12 protein-coding genes and 3 pseudogenes are annotated in these 16,567 nt (G+C 68.5%); 6 read left to right on the forward strand and 9 right to left on the reverse strand.

The features are described 5' to 3' along the window. The first annotated feature begins 3 nt into the window (after positions 1-3). Positions 4-2,369, forward strand: a pseudogene (locus FRZ33_RS02445) (S9 family peptidase). A gap of 100 nt (positions 2,370-2,469) precedes the next feature. On the opposite strand, the gene FRZ33_RS02450 reads toward FRZ33_RS02445, so the two are convergent. Next, positions 2,470-3,426, reverse strand: coding sequence for a chorismate transformation FkbO/Hyg5 family protein (locus tag FRZ33_RS02450; RefSeq protein ID WP_146907400.1), 957 nt, complete (start codon positions 3,424-3,426; stop codon positions 2,470-2,472). Between the two features lie 67 nt (positions 3,427-3,493). Here FRZ33_RS02450 and hemF point away from each other — a divergent pair, with 67 nt between their 5' ends. Beyond that, positions 3,494-4,396, forward strand: coding sequence for an oxygen-dependent coproporphyrinogen oxidase (gene hemF, locus FRZ33_RS02455; RefSeq protein WP_146907402.1), 903 nt, complete (start codon positions 3,494-3,496; stop codon positions 4,394-4,396). 286 nt (positions 4,397-4,682) lie between these two features. Here hemF and polA read toward each other — a convergent pair. Then, positions 4,683-7,416: pseudogene (gene polA / locus FRZ33_RS02460) on the reverse strand (DNA polymerase I). Between the two features lie 106 nt (positions 7,417-7,522). Here polA and FRZ33_RS02465 point away from each other — a divergent pair. Genes FRZ33_RS02465 through FRZ33_RS02480 form a run of 4 tightly spaced genes read left to right on the forward strand, consistent with a single transcriptional unit; the run spans position 7,523 to position 10,152 of the window. After that, complete coding sequence (locus FRZ33_RS02465) at positions 7,523-7,843, forward strand: DUF2782 domain-containing protein (protein ID WP_227978028.1); 321 nt, start codon at positions 7,523-7,525, stop codon at positions 7,841-7,843. Further along, positions 7,834-8,355, forward strand: coding sequence for a TRAP transporter small permease subunit (locus FRZ33_RS02470; RefSeq protein ID WP_146907404.1), 522 nt, complete (start codon positions 7,834-7,836; stop codon positions 8,353-8,355). The genes FRZ33_RS02465 and FRZ33_RS02470 overlap by 10 nt, the downstream gene beginning before the upstream one ends. Continuing rightward, positions 8,352-9,734, forward strand: a complete 1,383-nt coding sequence (locus FRZ33_RS02475) for a TRAP transporter large permease (protein ID WP_227978029.1) — start codon at positions 8,352-8,354, stop codon at positions 9,732-9,734. Before FRZ33_RS02470 ends, FRZ33_RS02475 begins: the two co-directional genes overlap by 4 nt. Next, on the forward strand, positions 9,727-10,152 hold the full coding sequence (locus tag FRZ33_RS02480; RefSeq protein ID WP_146907406.1) for a GNAT family N-acetyltransferase: 426 nt from the start codon (positions 9,727-9,729) through the stop codon (positions 10,150-10,152). Before FRZ33_RS02475 ends, FRZ33_RS02480 begins: the two co-directional genes overlap by 8 nt. 128 nt (positions 10,153-10,280) lie before the next feature. On the opposite strand, the gene FRZ33_RS02485 is transcribed toward FRZ33_RS02480, so the two are convergent. The 7 genes and pseudogenes from FRZ33_RS02485 to FRZ33_RS02510 form a co-directional block, all read right to left on the reverse strand. Continuing rightward, on the reverse strand, positions 10,281-11,180 hold the full coding sequence (locus tag FRZ33_RS02485) for a c-type cytochrome (protein ID WP_158637056.1): 900 nt from the start codon (positions 11,178-11,180) through the stop codon (positions 10,281-10,283). A 111-nt stretch (positions 11,181-11,291) separates the two neighbouring features. After that, complete coding sequence (locus FRZ33_RS16680; protein WP_265468703.1) at positions 11,292-11,900, reverse strand: TRAP transporter substrate-binding protein; 609 nt, start codon at positions 11,898-11,900, stop codon at positions 11,292-11,294. Next, positions 11,846-12,388, reverse strand: coding sequence for a hypothetical protein (locus FRZ33_RS16685; RefSeq protein WP_265468704.1), 543 nt, complete (start codon positions 12,386-12,388; stop codon positions 11,846-11,848). Before FRZ33_RS16685 ends, FRZ33_RS16680 begins: the two co-directional genes overlap by 55 nt. Further along, positions 12,385-13,314, reverse strand: a complete 930-nt coding sequence (locus FRZ33_RS02495; protein ID WP_158637057.1) for a hypothetical protein — start codon at positions 13,312-13,314, stop codon at positions 12,385-12,387. The genes FRZ33_RS16685 and FRZ33_RS02495 overlap by 4 nt, the downstream gene beginning before the upstream one ends. A gap of 120 nt (positions 13,315-13,434) precedes the next feature. After that, a pseudogene (gene uvrD, locus FRZ33_RS02500) lies at positions 13,435-15,609 on the reverse strand (DNA helicase II). Positions 15,610-15,651: 42 nt separating this feature from the next. After that, the gene (locus tag FRZ33_RS02505) at positions 15,652-16,212 is read right to left on the reverse strand and encodes a TIGR00645 family protein (protein ID WP_146907411.1); all 561 of its coding nucleotides are present in this window, start codon (positions 16,210-16,212) and stop codon (positions 15,652-15,654) included. Positions 16,213-16,231: 19 nt separating this feature from the next. Further along, a complete protein-coding gene (locus tag FRZ33_RS02510) occupies positions 16,232-16,450 on the reverse strand; it encodes a DUF3185 domain-containing protein (RefSeq protein ID WP_146907413.1) in 219 nt (72 codons plus the stop codon). Positions 16,451-16,567: the final 117 nt, after the last annotated feature.

The raw sequence follows: 16,567 nt of genomic DNA on the forward strand, positions 1-16,567 counted from the left end.
GCCATGCGCCACCGCCCGACCCGTTTCGCCCGGCTGACCGCCTTCGCCCTTTCCGTGGCCTGCGCCACCGTCGTTTCTGCGGCCGGCACGCCGCTGACGCTCGACCAGGCCATGGCCCATCCGGACTGGATCGGTCCGCCGGTGGAATCGGCCTGGTGGGCGCTGGACGGCCAGCAGGCCTATTTCACGCTCAAACGCGAGGGTTCGCCGGTGCGCGACACCTGGCGGCAAGCGATCACGGGTGGTACGGCGACAAAACTCGAAGGCGCCGACTTCGCCACGCTGGACGCGGCCCAGGTCGAATACGACGCCAGCCGCCGTCGCGCGGTGTTCGTGCGCAACGGCGACGTGTTCGTGCGCGAGCTTGGCGGTGGCCTCACCCAGCTCACCCGCAGCGCGGAAACCGAAGGCGAGGCGCGTTTCGCCGCCGATGGCCGCGGCGTGATCTGGCGCGTAGGCAACGACTGGTTCCGCTGGTCGCCCGACACCCGCCTGGCGCAGCCGGTGGCGCTGCCGCGGGCCGAGAACGACCCTGCCGCCGCTCCGCCCGCCGACGCCCTGCGCGAGCACCAGTTGCGCCTGAGTGCGGCGCTGGCGCGCGAGAAGGCCCAGCGCGAAGCCCTGCGCGAACAGGCCGAAGCCAACCGTCAGGCCGACCCGACCCGCGCCGCCGCACCGGTGTATCTGGGCGACAAGATCAGCCTCGCCAACACCGCGCTGTCGCCCGATGGCCGCTGGCTGCTGGTGGTGACCGACGCCAAGGGCGCCGAACCCGGCCGCACCGGAAAGATGCCCAAGTACGTCACCGAATCCGGTTACGAGGAGGCCGAGGACGTGCGCGTGCGCGTCGGCCGCAACCCGCCGCAGGGCCAACAGCTCAAGCTGGTGGACCTGGCCGACGGCAGCGTGCGCGACCTGGCGCTGGGCGCCCTGCCCGGCATCGATTCCGACCCGCTGGCCGACCTGCGCAAGGCCGCCAAGCTCGATCCGCTCAAGGGCGAACGCCCGGTACGCATCGATGCCGTGAGCTGGAGCGACAACGGCGCCAATGTCGCGCTGATGGCACGCGCGGTGGACAACAAGGACCGCTGGATCGCCACCGTGGACCTGGCCGGCGGCCGGCTGGTGCCGGCGCACCGCCTCACCGACCCGGCCTGGATCAACTGGAACTACAACGACTTCGGCTGGCTGCCGGGTGGCCGCACCTTGTGGTTCCTGTCCGAGCAGACCGGGTACTCGCACCTGTACACCGTGGTGCCGGGCCAGCGTCCGCAGGCGCTGACGCGTGGCAGTTGGGAAGCGTCTTCGCCGGCCTGGTCGCCGGACGGCAGCACCGCCTACTTCCTCTGCAACCGCGCCTGGCCGGGTGATTACGAAGTCTGCGCGGTGGCCAGCACCGGTGGCGAAGTGCGCGAGGTCACCGCGCTCGACGGCGTCGAGTCGTTCTCGCTCTCGCCCGACGGCTCGCGCCTGCTGCTGCGCTGGTCGGCGCACCACACGCCGCCGCAGCTGGCGGTGCAGCCGGTCGTGGGCGGCGACGCGGTGAAGCTGACCGACACCCGCAGCGCCGACTACAAGGCGCGCGAATGGCTGGCGCCGCAGATCGTCAAGGTGCCGTCCAGCCACGGCGCCGGCACCGTCTGGGGCAAGCTCTACCGCCCGGCGACACTGGAAGCGGGCCGCAAGTACCCGGTGGTGATGTTCGTGCACGGCGCCGGTTACCTGCAGAACGTGCATGCGAGGTTCCCGGTGTATTTCCGCGAGCAGATGTTCCACCAGCTGCTGGTCGAACGCGGCTTCATCGTGCTGGATCTCGACTACCGCGCGTCCGAGGGTTACGGCCGCGACTGGCGCACGGCGATCTACCGGCAGATGGGCCACCCGGAACTCGAGGACTACCTGGACGGCGTGAAGTACATGGTGGCCGAACACAGGGCGACGCCGCCAACGTCGGCATCTACGGCGGCAGCTACGGCGGTTTCATGAGCTTCATGGCGCTGTTCCGCGCGCCGGATCAGTTCAAGGCCGGCGCCGCGCTGCGTCCGGTCACCGACTGGACCAGCTACAACCACGAGTACACCTCGAACATCCTCAACACGCCCGAGCTCGATCCCGAGGCCTACCACAAGTCCTCGCCGATCGAATACGCGCAGAACCTGCGCGGCCACCTGCTGATCAGCCACGGCATGATCGACGACAACGTCTTCTACCAGGACTCGGTGCGGCTGGCGCAGCGTCTGATCGAGCTGAAAAAAGACAACTGGGAGATGGCCAGCTACCCGCTGGAACGCCACGCCTACCAGCACCCGGAAAGCTGGTACGACCAGTACCGCCGCATCCTGCAGCTGTTCGAACGCAATCTGAAGTGATTTGCCCCTCCCCCTGCCTGCGGGGGAGGCCGGGAGGGGGTGGAACTTCGGAGCAAGGGCTCACCCCACCCCAGCCCTCCCCTGTAAACAGGGGAGGGAGTCAGTCAGCGGCAGCGAAGACGCCTTCGAGTTCGACGTCGAGCTCGCGGCGGCAGACGTCGCCGCGAAGGAAGCTGATGCGTCCGGCGGGAATGCCGGATTCGGCCATCACCGACTGCGCCGCCGCGAGATCATGTTCGTGGCGCAGGTACACGCGCAGCGCCTCGCACTGGCCCAGGCCGAATGATCGGCCAGTCTTCGCGGCCGCTTCGGCCATCAGCGCATCCAGATTGCGCAGGCTTTCGCGCAACTGCTCGGCGCAATCGCCCACGTGCTGCGAGACATGGCCGACGATGCTGGCGGTGCCGGAAACCAGCAGGCGCGGTGTGTCGGTATCGGCGTCGAGCACGGCACCGCGCGAGAAGCCCGGCGACACTGGGCCGTGTTCGCGCGGATAACGCCAGGCCGGCGTCTGCCGCGGGTTTTCCAGGGCGACGGCAGGGGCACGCGAACACAGCGCCACCACCTGCAGCCGTCCGGGTTCTCCGGCGGTGCCGATCGCGGTCGCGGCCGGCGGCGGGTCGTTGAACATGCCGTCCACGGCGCCGGCGCGGCCGACGCAGAAGCGGCGGTAACGCTCGTCGTCGCCCTCGCCGCGGTTGATCGCCGCGAAGTAGTTCCAGATCCGCAGCAGGTAGGGATGCGCCGAAGGCCGCACCGCCACCAGCAGGCGCTCATAGGCGGTGGCCGCGGCGGTTTCGATGTCGCCTTCGGCCTCGTCCACGACCACCGCCACCAACGCGTAGTGGTCGCCGTGCGCCCAGGCGGCGCCATGGGTCTCGGCCGATTCGCCGATGGCGCCGGCCAGCCAGGCTTCGTTCCGGGGCCCGGCCAGCGGCGCGCAGGCGACGGCCAGCGGGGTCTGCACCGCGGGATCGAACAGGAAGGGGATCAGCGCCTCGTCCTGCCGATCGGGGACGATGCGCAGGCGGGCGGGGGCGAGGGGTCGGGAGTTCATTGCTGGGCGCGATTATAGCGGTCGGCACGGACGGCTATCATGTCGCGTCCCCGCTGCCGGCCCCGCCATGTCCGATTTCGCCGCCGTCCACGCCTACCTGCGCGATCTGCAGGACCGCCTCTGCGCCGGCTTCGAGGGCATGGACGGCGGCCGTTTCGCCCAGGACGAGTGGACCCGTCCGGAAGGCGGGGGCGGGCGCTCCCGCGTCCTCAAGGAAGGGGCGGTGTTCGAACAGGCCGGCGTCGGCTTCTCCGACGTGTCCGGCGCCACCCTGCCCGCCTCGGCCACCGCGCACCGCCCGGAACTGGCCGGCGCACCCTGGCGCGCGGCCGGCGTGTCCCTGGTGATCCATCCGCGCAACCCGCATGCCCCCACCGCGCACGCCAACGTGCGCTATTTCGAAGCGCGTCCCCGGGGCCGCGACCCGATCTGGTGGTTCGGCGGCGGCTTCGACCTGACGCCCTTCTACCCGGTGGACGAGGACGTGCGGCACTGGCACGGCGTGGCGCGCGACCTGTGCGCGCCGTTCGGCGCCACCCGCTACGCCGAACACAAGGCCTGGTGCGACCGCTACTTCTTCCTCAAACACCGCGACGAGGCGCGCGGTGTCGGCGGCCTGTTCTACGACGACCTGCACGCCGACGGCTTCGAGCGCTGCTTCGCCTACACCCGCGCGGTGGGCGACGCCTTCCTGGACGCCTACCTGCCGATCGTCGCGCGTCGCAAGGACACGCCCTACGGCGAACGCGAGCGCGAGTTCCAGCTTTACCGCCGCGGGCGTTACGTCGAATTCAACCTGGTCTGGGACCGGGGCACGCTGTTCGGCCTGCAGAGTGGCGGCCGCACCGAATCGATCCTGATGAGCCTGCCGCCGCGCGTACGTTTCGAATACCAGTGGACGCCGGAACCCGGCAGCGCCGAGGCGCGCCTGGCCGATTACCTCAAGCCGCGCGACTGGCTGTCGGAGTGACCGTCGGAATGCCGCACAAATAAAAACCCCGCGGACCAGGGGAAGTCCGCGGGGCAGGTGGAGACCTGGGTTGGGGAGAACCCGGCTCCGGTTGGATCCACTCAGGGAGGGGGTGATCCTTGCGCCGGACCTTGCATCCGACGCGCCTAGTAGACATCCCGCACCATGAGAAGTTCGTGAACGGCATCGTTAATTAAATGTTGGATTCAGGACGCGTTCATTCCCTTCCAAGCGGTTGATGGGAAAGGTGATTTTCGGCACACAGCGTGTCGCTTTCGAGCCTGTCTCAGTGCGCCTGGTCCCAGTTCCGGCCGGTGCCGACATCCACGACCAGGGGCACCCGCAGCTGGGCCGCACCGGCCATGCGGGCCCGGACCTCGGGCACGGGGTGTCCACGAACCCGGCCTCGGCCTCGAACACCAGTTCGTCGTGCACCTGCATCAGCATTGTCGCCCGCCCACCCTGCCCGGCCAGCCAGTCGTCCACTGAAACCATCGCGCGTTTGATGATGTCGGCCGCCGTGCCCTGCATCGGCGCATTGATCGCCGCACGTTCGGCGCCGGCGCGCTGGGCCTGGTTGCGCGAGTGGATCTCGTTGAGCTGAAGGCGCCGGCCGAACACGGTCTCGACGTATCCCTGTTCGCGCGCCTGCTGGCGGATGCGCTCCATGTAGACGCGCACGCCCGGGTACTTCGCGAAGTAGAGCGCGATGTAATCCTGCGCGTCGCCGCGGCCGATGCCGAGCTGTCGCGCCAGGCCCCAGGCACTCATGCCGTACATCAGGCCGAAGTTGATCGCCTTGGCGGCACGGCGCTGGTCACCGCTGACCTGGTCCACCGTGATGCCGAACACTTCGGCGGCAGTGGCGCGGTGCACGTCCTGGCCGCTTTCGAAGGCGCGCAGCAGGCCTTCGTCCTCCGACAGGTGCGCCATGATGCGCAGCTCGATCTGCGAATAGTCGCAGGCGACGATCTGCTTGCCCGGCGGCGCGATGAAGGCGGTGCGGATGCGCCGGCCGTCCTCGGTGCGGATCGGGATGTTCTGCAGGTTGGGGTCGTTCGAGCTCAGGCGGCCGGTGGCGGCGCCGGCCTGGTGGTAGCTGGTGTGCACGCGGCCGGTGTCCGGATTCACCATCTCCGGCAGCTTGTCGGTGTAGGTGTTGCGCAGTTTCGCCAGGCCACGGTAGTCCAGGATCAGGCGCGGCAGTTCGTGCTGGTCGGCGATGGCCTCCAGCGCCTCCTCGTTGGTCGAAGGCGCGCCGGTCGGCGTCTTCACCAGCGCCGGCAGCTTCAGTTCGTCGAACAGCAAGGCGCCCAGCTGCTTGGGCGAATCGAGGTTGAAGGCGCGCCCGGCGATATCGTGCGCACGCTGCTGCGCCGCCATCATGCGCTGCGACAGGTCGGCGCTCTGGCGCCGCAGCTCCGCCACGTCCACCAGCACGCCGGCGGCCTCCATGCGCGCCAGCACCGGCACCAGCGGCATCTCGATGTCGCGGTAGACCGACTGCAGCACGGGCATCTCCGCCAGCTTCGCCGACAGCACCTGGTGCAGGCGCAGGGTGACGTCGGCATCCTCGGCGGCGTATTTCGTGGCGTCGTCCAGGGCGACCTGGGAGAACAGGATCTGCTTGGCGCCCTTGCCGGCGACCTGTTCGTACTTGATGGTTTGATAGCCCAGGTATTTCTGCGCCAGTGAATCCATGTCGTGGCGCAGGCCGCCGGCGTTGTACACGAAGCTCTCCAGCATCGTGTCCTCGGCATAACCGCGCACGGTGACGCCATGCCGGCGCAGCACGTGCAGGTCGTACTTGCCGTGCTGGCCCACCTTTGGCTTGCCGGCGTCCTCCAGGATCGGGCGCAGCGTGTCGAGCACGTGCTGGCGCGGCAACTGCTCCGGTGCGCCAGGATAATCGTGGCCGACCGGGATATAGCAGGCATGGCCGGCTTCGACCGCGAAGCTCAGGCCCACCAGGTTGGCGCGCATCGGGTCGAGCGAATCGGTTTCGGTGTCGAAGGACACCAGCGCGGCCGACTGCAGCACACCCAGCCAGTGCTGCAGCCGTTCCTCCGATGTCACGCATTCGTATTCGCCGGTCACTGAAAGTGCCGCGTCGGGCGCGGCCTCGGGGATCGCCGTGGGCGCAGGCGTTTTCGCGCCACGTGCCGGGGCCGCGGCCGTGCCGCCCTCGACCTCGCGCAGGGCGGCGCCGAAGCCGTAGCGGCCATAAAGCTCTCGCAAGGCTTCGAGATCGCGGCCACGAAGCTTCATCTCGGTGGGGCCTGGTCCAGCGGCACGTCGGTCTTGATGGTGACCAGCTGGCGGTTCAGCGGCAGGCGCGGCAGCGCGGCGCGCAGGTTCTCGCCGATCTTGCCGCCGATCCGGTCGGCGCCGGCCATCACGGCGTCCAGCGTCTGGTATTCGCCCAGCCACTTCGCCGCGGTCTTGGGCCCGCATTTCTCCACGCCGGGCACGTTGTCAACGGTGTCGCCCATCAGCGCCAGCAGGTCCACCACCTGGTCCGGGCGCACGCCGAACTTCTCCATCACACCGGCGTCGTCGAGCACGCTGCCGGTCATGGTGTTGGTGAGCGTGATGCCGGGCCGCACCAGCTGGGCGAAGTCCTTGTCACTGGTGGAAATGGTGACCGGGATGCCAGCGGCGTGCGCCTGCAGGGCCAGGGTTCCGATCACGTCGTCGGCCTCGACGCCCGGAACGCACAGCAGCGGGAACCCGAGCGCTTCGACAATGCGCTTCATCGGCTCGACCTGGGCGCGCAGTTCGTCCGGCATCGGCGGCCGGTTGGCCTTGTATTCCGGGTACATCGCGTCGCGGAAGGTCGGGCCCGAGGCGTCCAGCACGAAAGCGGTGTAGTCCGGGTTCTCCTTCAGCGTGGCACGCAGCATGTTGACGATGCCGAACAGCGCGCCGGTGGGCGACCCGTCCGGGGCGGTCAGCGGCGGCAGCGCGTGGAAGGCGCGGAACAGATAGGACGAGCCGTCGATCAGGACGAGGCGGGACATGGCGGGGCCTGCGGTGGCGAGACGGCGATTCTAAGCCCGCGGGCCCTTGAGCGCCCCCGCGCATTTGCCATTCTGCCGGTGCCCCCGCACCCTCAGGAGAACCGCCATGAGCCCGATGCTTCCGCTGCTGCTGGCCCTGGCTGTCCAGGACGCCGACACCGCCAAGGCCGATGATGTGCCCATCCCGGAAAAGGTGCAGGCCGAAGCGGTCCAGGACGAACCGCCGACCGTCGCGATCCGGGTCGAACAGAACGGCGACCGGGTCGAGGAATACCGCCAGAACGGCGTGCTCTACATGGTCAAGATCACGCCCGAGCGCGGCCCGGCCTATTACCTGCACGACACCGACGGCAACGGCCGCTTCAACCGCCACGACAGCCTGCCCAAGGTTTCGCCGGTGTACTGGACCGTGTACGAATGGGATTGAATTCACTGGCGCCGCTCCTGCACGCCGCGGATGCCACCAGCGAAGCGGCGGGACGATTCGCCGCCGTGCTCGCCGTGGCCCTGGTCGCACTGGTGTTCGGCCTGGTGCTGGCGCGTTACGGCTTCGGCATCGGCTCGGTGGCGGCGCAGGAAGCCGTGCTGTGGCTGCATGCGTCGCTGTTCCTGCTCGGCCTGGCCTACGCGCTGCGCCACGACGCGCACGTGCGCGTGGACGTGTTCTCGCAACGGCTGCCGGCAGGCGCGCGCGCCTGGGTCGAATTCGGAGCCGGCCTGCTGTTCCTGCTTCCCTTCTGCGTGTTCATGGTCGTCATCAGCTGGGACTACGTCGGCGCCAGCTGGGCCGCGCGCGAAGGCTCGCGTGACCCGGGCGGCCTGCCGGCCTGGTACCTGCTGAAATCGCTGATCCCGCTGTCGGCGGCGCTGCTGGCCCTGCAGGGCCTGGCACACACCCTGCGCGCCCTGCAGCGCGCGCTGGCGCGCGGGGCGGAATGAGCCTGCACGACCAGCATGTCCTGATGATCGTGCTGCTGGTGCTCGGCCTCTTCGCCGGGCTGGCCAGCGGCTTCCCGGTGGCCTTCGTGCTGGGCGGCGTGGCGCTGCTGTTCGCCGGCATCGGCCTGCTGCTGGGAAATTTTGACCCGAGTTTCCTCGAGGCTTTCCCGAACCGCGTGTTCGGCGTGATGGGCAACGAAACCCTGGTCGCCGTGCCGCTGTTCGTGTTCATGGGCGTGATGCTGGAACGCTCGCGCATCGCCGAGGCGCTGCTGGAGGCAGTGGCTTCGTTATTCGGCCGCGTGCGCGGTGGCCTGGTCGTGGCGGTGCTGCTGGTGGGTGCGATCCTGGCGGCGTCCACCGGCATCGTCGGCGCGACCGTGGTGGCGATGGGTCTGATCTCGCTGCCGACCATGCTGCGCCACGGTTATTGCCCGCGGCTGGCCAGCGGCGCGATCTGCGCGTCCGGCACGCTGGGCCAGATCGTCCCGCCCTCGATCGTGCTGGTGCTGCTGGGCGACCAGCTCGGCAACGCCTATCAGCAGGCGCAGTTGAAGCAGGGGATTTTCGCGCCAGAAACGGTGTCGGTGAGCGACCTGTTCGCCGGCGCACTGGTGCCGGGGCTCGGCCTGGTGGCGCTGTACCTGGCCTACGCGCTGTGGGTGGCCTGGCGGCAGCCGGAACGCGCGCCGGCGCTGAAGGACACCCAGTCGCGCTCAACCGGCCAGCTTGTCAAGGCGATCGTGCCGGCGCTGGCGCTGATCCTGCTGGTGCTGGGTTCGATCCTCGGCGGTTACGCCACCGCCACCGAAGCCGCGGCGGTCGGTGCCGTCGGCGCCACGGTGTTCGCGGCGCTGCACGGCCGGCTGGGGCTGGCGCGCCTGTTCGAGGTCGGGCGGGAAACGGTGAAGGTGACCGCGATGGTGTTCGCCATCCTGGTCGGTGCGGCGCTGTTCTCGCTGGTGTTCCGCGGATACGGCGGCGACGACCTGGTGCACGAGGCGCTGGCGGGACTGCCCGGCGGCAAGTGGGGCGCGATCGTCGCGGTGATGCTGCTGATGTTCCTGCTCGGTTTCGTGCTCGACTTCATCGAGATCGTGTTCGTGGTCGTGCCCATTGTCGGCCCGGTGCTGCTGGCGCTGGGCGTGGACCCGGTGTGGCTTGGCGTGATGATGGCGATCAACCTGCAGACCTCGTTCCTGACGCCGCCCTTCGGCTTCGCGCTGTTCTACCTGCGCGGCGTGGCGCCGCCGGACGTGCGCACCGCCGACATCTACCGCGGCGTGGCGCCGTTCATCGTGCTGCAGTTGTTGATGCTGGCCCTGGTCGCGACCTTCCCGGCGCTGGCGACCGCACTTCCGGAGTGGCTGTATGGCTGAACTGCGCATCAGCACCGACCCGGCCGACATCGATTTCGACATCGTGCATGGCTTCCTGAGTACGCAGGCCTACTGGTGCCCGGGCATTCCGCGCGACGTGGTGGAACGCGCGGCGGCGAACTCGCTGTGTTTCAGCGCGCTGCTCGACGGCCGCCAGGTCGGCTTCGCGCGCGTGATCGGCGACCGTGCGACCTTCGCCTATCTGGCAGATGTGTTCGTGCTGCCAGACCATCGTGGCCAGGGCATCTCGAAAGCCTTGATGACCGCGATCGACGCGCATCCCGAGCTGCAGAAGCTGCGCCGTTTCATGCTGGCCACGTCGGATGCGCACACGCTATATGCGCAGCACGGCTTCATGCCGCTGTCGCGGCCCGAACGTTTCATGGAACGCTACAAGCCTGACGCCTACCTCGACTGAGCCGGGACAGCCCCTCCCCCTGCCTGCAGGGGGAGGTTGGGAGGGGGTGGAACCTCGGAGCCGGATGTTTCCGGGCAAGGGCTCACCCTCCCCGGCCCTCCCCTGTAAACAGGGGAGGGAGAAAGGCGTCAGCTCTTGCCGGCACCTGGCTCCGGCGGCAATGACGACAGGTGCAGCCAGATCGCCCGCAGTTCGTCGTCGGTCATCGACGCATAGACCTTCCAGGGCATGAAGCCGTGCAGTTCACGGCCGTCGGGGCGCACACCCTGGCGGATCACTTTGACGAAGTCGGCCTCGGTCCAGCCCTGCAGCCCGTTGGCGTGCGGGGTGAGATTGGCGGCTTCGGGCAGCTCGGGCGGCGTGCCCGGCACGCGCTGCCCGGCGAGATCCTGGCCATGGCAGCCGGTGCAGGTCTGCGCGAGGTAGGCACCATAGTCGGCGTTCGGCCCCTGCGGCGGCGAAATGCGCACGCGCGGCGCGTGGTCAAGGTCTTCGGCCGGCACCAGTTCGAGCTTGCCGATGGCGTACAGCACCCGACCGAGCGGGCGGACCTCGAAGGGCGCCGGGCTGTTGTCCGACGACGGCAGCCTCTGCAGGTGCGCCACCAGCGCCGCGGTGTCGGCATCGGAAAGGTTCTTGAAGTCGCCGACCGGCATGAAGCGCAGCGGACGCCCGTCGGGACCGACGCCGTGGCGGATCGCCGCCGCCAGCTGGTCGGCGCTGTAACGTCCGGCCACCGCGGCCGGCGTGAGATTGGGCGCCGTCACGCGCGCGACCGGGCCGGCGTCGAACACCACCCGCCCGACGCCACCCTCGCCATGGCATTCGACGCAGCCCAGCACGGTGTACAGGTGCGCGCCGCGGGCCTGCTCGGCGTCATCACCGCGGAACTGCAGCGGCGCGTCGGAAATCGTGTACTGCCGCGCCAGTGCGCGCTCGGTCTTTGCCCACGCCGCCGCGTACAGCAGCGTCATCGCCCCGAGGAAAAAGCCGACCATCCAGGCCGACCGCTTGAACCACTTGTTCATGACATTGTTCTCCAGACCTGGTCCCTGAGTACGCAGGTCCGGGCGGAGTCCGGCCGGCATGCGTTCAGCAGGGATTGGGCCGGCGAACGCAGACCGTGACTTCCGGCCCGGTCAATCCCGGGTGGCGTAATAGGCCTCCTCCGACACGGCGTGCCAGGCCTTGGCCTGGGCCCGGAAGGCACGCATGGAATCCAGCGCCCGGCGCGCCAGCGGATCGGACGCGGCGACTTCTTCCAGCACTTTGTCCGAGGCCTTGCGCAATGCCACCAGCACATCGTCGGGCAGCTGTCGCAGTTGCACGCCGTGTTCGCGCACCGGGGCGTCGAGCGCCTGCTGGTTGCGGGCGGTGTATTCCGCCAGCATCGCGTCGTTCACCGCACGGCAGCAGGCCTCGACGATGGCCTGCAGGTCCTTGGGCAGCCCGTCGAAGGCGGTCTTGTTGACCATGCATTCCAGGGTCGGGCCCGGCTCCTGCCAGCCCGGGTAATAACAATGTTTGGCGGCGCGATGCAGGCCGAAGGCCAGGTCGTTGTAGGGGCCGACCCATTCGGCCGCGTCGATCGCGCCCGACTGCAGCGCACTGAAGATCTCGCCGCCCGGCACGTTCACCGGCGCTGCGCCGACCCGCGCCATCACCTCGCCGCCCAGGCCGGGGATGCGCATCTTCAGGCCCTTGAGGTCGGCCAGCGATTCGAGCGGCTTGCGGAACCAGCCAGCCATCTGCACCCCGGTATTGCCCGCCGGGAACGGCACCAGGCCGAACGGCGCATACAGTTCGCGCCAGAGCTCCAGACCACCGCCTGGTAGAGCCAGCCGTTCATCTCCTGGGCATTGAGCCCGAACGGCACCGCGCAGAAGAACGGCGCCGCCGCGGCCTTTCCTTTCCAGTAGTAGGACGCGGAATGGCCCATCTCGGCGGTGCCGCGGCTGACCGCGTCGAACACTTCGAAGGCCGGCACCAGTTCGCCGGCGCCATAGACCTTGACGGTGAGGCGGCCGCCGCTGGCGAGCGTGATCATCTCGGCCAGCTTGGCCGCACCGGTGCCCAGGCCCGGGAAGTTGGTCGGCCAGGAGGTGACCATCTTCCAGTGCAGGCGTTCGGCGGCGGCGGTCGTGCCCGCCTCGCCCTCCGGGCGCGGGGCGCAGGCCGCCAGACCGGTGGCGACGGCAGCCAGGCCGGCGCCGCGCAGGAGTTCACGTCGTTTCATGGAAAGGGCCAGCCCGGAAACAGGGCGGCCAGTATGCGATGCGTCGCACCGGCGGGAAAGTTTCCCGCCCGCCGGTGCCGTTCGCGTCCGCTCAGAACCGGTAGATCATGCCCAGCGTGGCGGTGCTGTTGACGAAGTCGAGGTCGCCGGTGAAGGCGTTGCGCGTCGCATTCACGTCGATGCTCTGGTACGAGTAGTTCAGGGTCAGGCCCCAGTTTTCCCAGGGGGAACCACTCGACGCCGCCGTTGACGTAGGACACCGAACCGTCGATGTCGCTCAGGTTGGTGCTGAAATAACCCGCGTCCACCTTCAGGCGCCAGTTCTTGGCCGGCACCCAGCGCCAGGAGCCGCCGATCACCGGCACCGGCAGTTCGGGCGAGGTGCTGGCACGCGCGCCACCGGAAACCTCGTTGCCCGAAGAGTCGACGGTCAGCTGCATGCTGAGGTCGATGTCGTAATAGACCATGCCCACGCGCGGGCCGATCGCCCAGTTGTCTTCATGCTTGAGCCACCAGACGTAGGCGAAGGTGTACGCATCGACGTCCATTTCGGAACGCAACGTGGAATTCACCGTGTAGGTCACGTCGTCGAAGGTGATGTCGCGGCTGATGCGGCGGGTGGCGTCGGAGTCGTCGTTGAAATAGGTGAGCGAGAACTCGTGGTTTTCCCAGGGCCGCCAGGTCAGGCCCAGGCTGCCGACGACGTTGGAGCTTTCCAGCCCGAGGTCACGCGAGAGGTCGACCTGGTCGCCGCTGCTGGTCTGGCCATCGGCGCGCACGGACGTATCGAAATCGGGAAGCGTGAAGCCGATCTGGATGCTGGCGCGGTCGACCGGCTGCAGGTCCTGCGCCAAACCCGTCCGCGGCGCTAGCGCCGCTGCTGCCACCATTGCCGCGACCAGTGTTGCCGAACGGTAAAGAGACATCGGTGAGTCCTCGAAGTGGGTCAAGACGCGGGAATCCGGCTCGATGCTATCACGCAGCAACAGGGCCGACATTGGCCGCCCGCCCAACTTTCGGCACCCCAAATAGAACCGCCCGTCGGCTCAGGCCGGCTGCAGGTTGGCATACCCCAGGACCAGCCATTTGGCCCCGCCGCGCTCGAAGTTCACCTGCACCCGGGCGTGCGCGCCGCTGCCTTCGGCGTCCATCACCACCCCGGTGCCGAAGCTCGGGTGTACCACCCGCTGGCCCAGGCGCAGGGTCGGCCCGGAGGAGCTTTCCAGTGCGGCGGCCCGGGGTGCACCGTAGGACACCGGCCGGCTGATGTTGACCTTCGGCCGGACCTCCCGCAGCAGCGCCGGCGGGATCTCACGCAGGAAACGCGAGGGGGTCCCGAACATCTCCATGCCGTGCAGGCGCCGCGACTCGGCGTAGCTGAGCACCAGCTTCTGGCGCGCCCGGGTCAGGCCGACGTAGGCCAGCCGGCGCTCCTCCTCCAGCCGCCCGCTTTCCTCGATCGACTTGCCGCTCGGGAACAGGCCCTCTTCCATGCCGACCAGGAACACCTGCGGGAATTCCAGGCCCTTGGCGCTGTGCAGGGTCATCAGCTGCACGCCGTCCTCGCCGGCCTCGGCCTGGCCCTCGCCGGCCTCGAGCGCGGCGTAGCTGAGGAAGGCGACCAGTTCGCTCATCTGCTGGCTGGCCTCGTCGTCGCGGCGTTCGAAGCGGCTGGCGACCGACACCAGTTCGTCCAGGTTGTCGGTGCGCGAGTCGAGCTGGCCCCTGGACTCCGCGGCGTAGTGCATACGCAAGCCCGAGGTGTTGATCACATGGTCGAACTGCTCGTGCAGCGGCGAATCGGCGATGCCGGCCTGAAGCCCGTCCACCAGGTCGGAGAAGGCCTTGAGCGCATTGCGCGCACGTCCCGGCAGCACCCCGCCGCCCGACAGCGCGACCGCCGCCTGCCACAACGACACCGCCTGGTCGCGCGCATGCCGGCGCACTTCGTCCAGGGTCTTGCCGCCGATGCCGCGCGGCGGCGTGTTCACGGCGCGTTCGAAGGCCGCGTCGTCGTCGCGGTTGGCGACCAGGCGCAGGTAGGCCAGGGCGTCCTTGATTTCCATGCGTTCGAAGAAGCGCTGGCCGCCGTACACGATACGGCAGGCCGGCCTGCACCAGCTGTTCTTCCATCGCCCGCGACTGTGCGTTCGACCGGTAGAGCACCGCGTTGTCGCCGGCGCTGCCACCGTCGCGGATCCAGGCCTGGATGCGTTCGATGACGAACCGCGCCTCGTCCACCTCGTTGTAGGCCGCGAACAGGTCGATCGGTTCGCCCTCGCCGTCCGCCGTCCACAGCTGCTTGCCGAGCCGGTCGGGGTTGTGGGTGATCACCGCGTTCGCCGCAGCAAGTATGTTGCCGCTGGAGCGGTAGTTCTGTTCCAGCTTGAGCGTGCGCGCACCCGGGTAGTCGTTCAGAAAGCGCTGCACGTTTTCGACCTTGGCGCCGCGCCAGCCGTAGATGGCCTGGTCGTCGTCGCCGACCACGAACACTTCGCCGGTCTCGCCCGCCAGCACGCGGATGAAGGCGTACTGGATCGAATTGGTGTCCTGGAACTCGTCCACCAGCAGGTGGCGGAAACGCTGCTGGTAGTGGTGCAGCAAGGCCGGATGTTCGAGCCAGAGTTCGTGCGCGCGCAGCAGCAGTTCGGCGAAGTCCACCAGGCCGGCACGCTGGCAACGTTCCCAGTAGGCCTCGTACACGCGCAGCATGGTGCTGCCGAAGAAGTCACCGCCGGCCGGCTGGATGTGTTTCGGTCGCCGGCCCTCGTCCTTCTGCGCATTGATCCACCAGGCCATCTGCCGAGGCGGGAAGCGGCCTTCGTCGAGTTCGAGGTCGGCGGCGATGCGCTTGAGCAGCCGCACCTGGTCGTCCTGGTCCAGCACCTGGAAGGATTCGGGCAGGCCGGCCTCCTGCCAGTGCAGGCGCAGCAGGCGATGCGCCAGGCCGTGGAAGGTGCCGATCCACATGCCGCGGGCGCCGTTGCGCAGCAGCGCCTCGACGCGGCCGCGCATCTCGGCGGCGGCCTTGTTGGTGAAGGTGACCGCGAGGATGCCGTGCGCCGGCACCCCGACCACTTCATGCAGCCAGCCGATGCGGTGGGTCAGGACCGGGTCTTGCCGGAGCCGGCGCCGGCAAGGACCAGCACATGGCCCGGAGGCGCGGATACGACTTCGCGCTGGGCGGGATTGAGTTCGTCGAGCAGGTGGGAAACATCCATGGCGCCATTGTACCGGCGCCACGGCGACCCGGCCGCGCCGAGTCAGTGTTTCTTCGGCGCCGTGGCGTGGGCCATCAGCTTGTCGGTCCAGGCGATGCCGATGGCCGAGAGGATGAAGACCATGTGGATGATGGTCTGCCACATCACGCCGGCCTCGGTGAACTTCGAATCGGCGGTGCCCAGGCTGCTGATGTCGATGAAGGTCTTGAGCAGGTGGATCGAGGAGATGCCGATGATCGCCATTGCCAGCTTCACCTTCAGCACCGAGGCGTTCACATGGCTCAGCCATTCGGGCTGGTCCGGGTGCCCCTGCAGGTTCAGGCGCGACACGAAGGTCTCGTAACCGCCGACGATCACCATCACCAGCAGGTTGGAGATCATCACCACGTCGATCAGGCCCAGCACCAGCAGCATGATGCCCTGCTCGGTGAGGATGTTCGCGTCGGTGATCAGGTGCACCAGTTCCTTCATGAACAGGAACACGTACACGCACTGCGCCAGGATCAGGCCCAGGTACAGCGGCAGCTGCAGCCAGCGCGAAGCGAAGATCAAGGTGGAAAGCGGGCCGAGTCTCGGCGCGCCGGTGGTGGCCTGGTTTGACATTGGGAATCCGTTGTAAGGGTTACTTCTTGCTGGCGGCACCGACGACCACGGCGAGCGCGCCCGCGCCCATCAGGATCCAGCCCAGGTTGAGCGGCGGCTTTTTGGTGTCGGTCTTCGTGATCTCGATCGGGCCCATGTCCACGACCTTGTCGGTGGTCTGGAACTTGAACACCCCTGCCGCGATCAGGCCGCCGACAACGAGCAGGATGACGCCGACCAGAAGGGCGGGCATGCGCATGGTGTTCTCCTCCGCACCCGGGATCGGGCAGCGCAAGCGTAGTGGCATCGCCGCCGGCTGCCAAGCCGATGCGTTCAGTCCAGGCTCACGCCGGGCAGATCCAGCACGTAGTCGGCG

Source organism: Arenimonas daejeonensis, assembly GCF_007993735.1.
Taxonomy (GTDB): Bacteria; Pseudomonadota; Gammaproteobacteria; order Xanthomonadales; family Xanthomonadaceae; genus Arenimonas; species Arenimonas daejeonensis.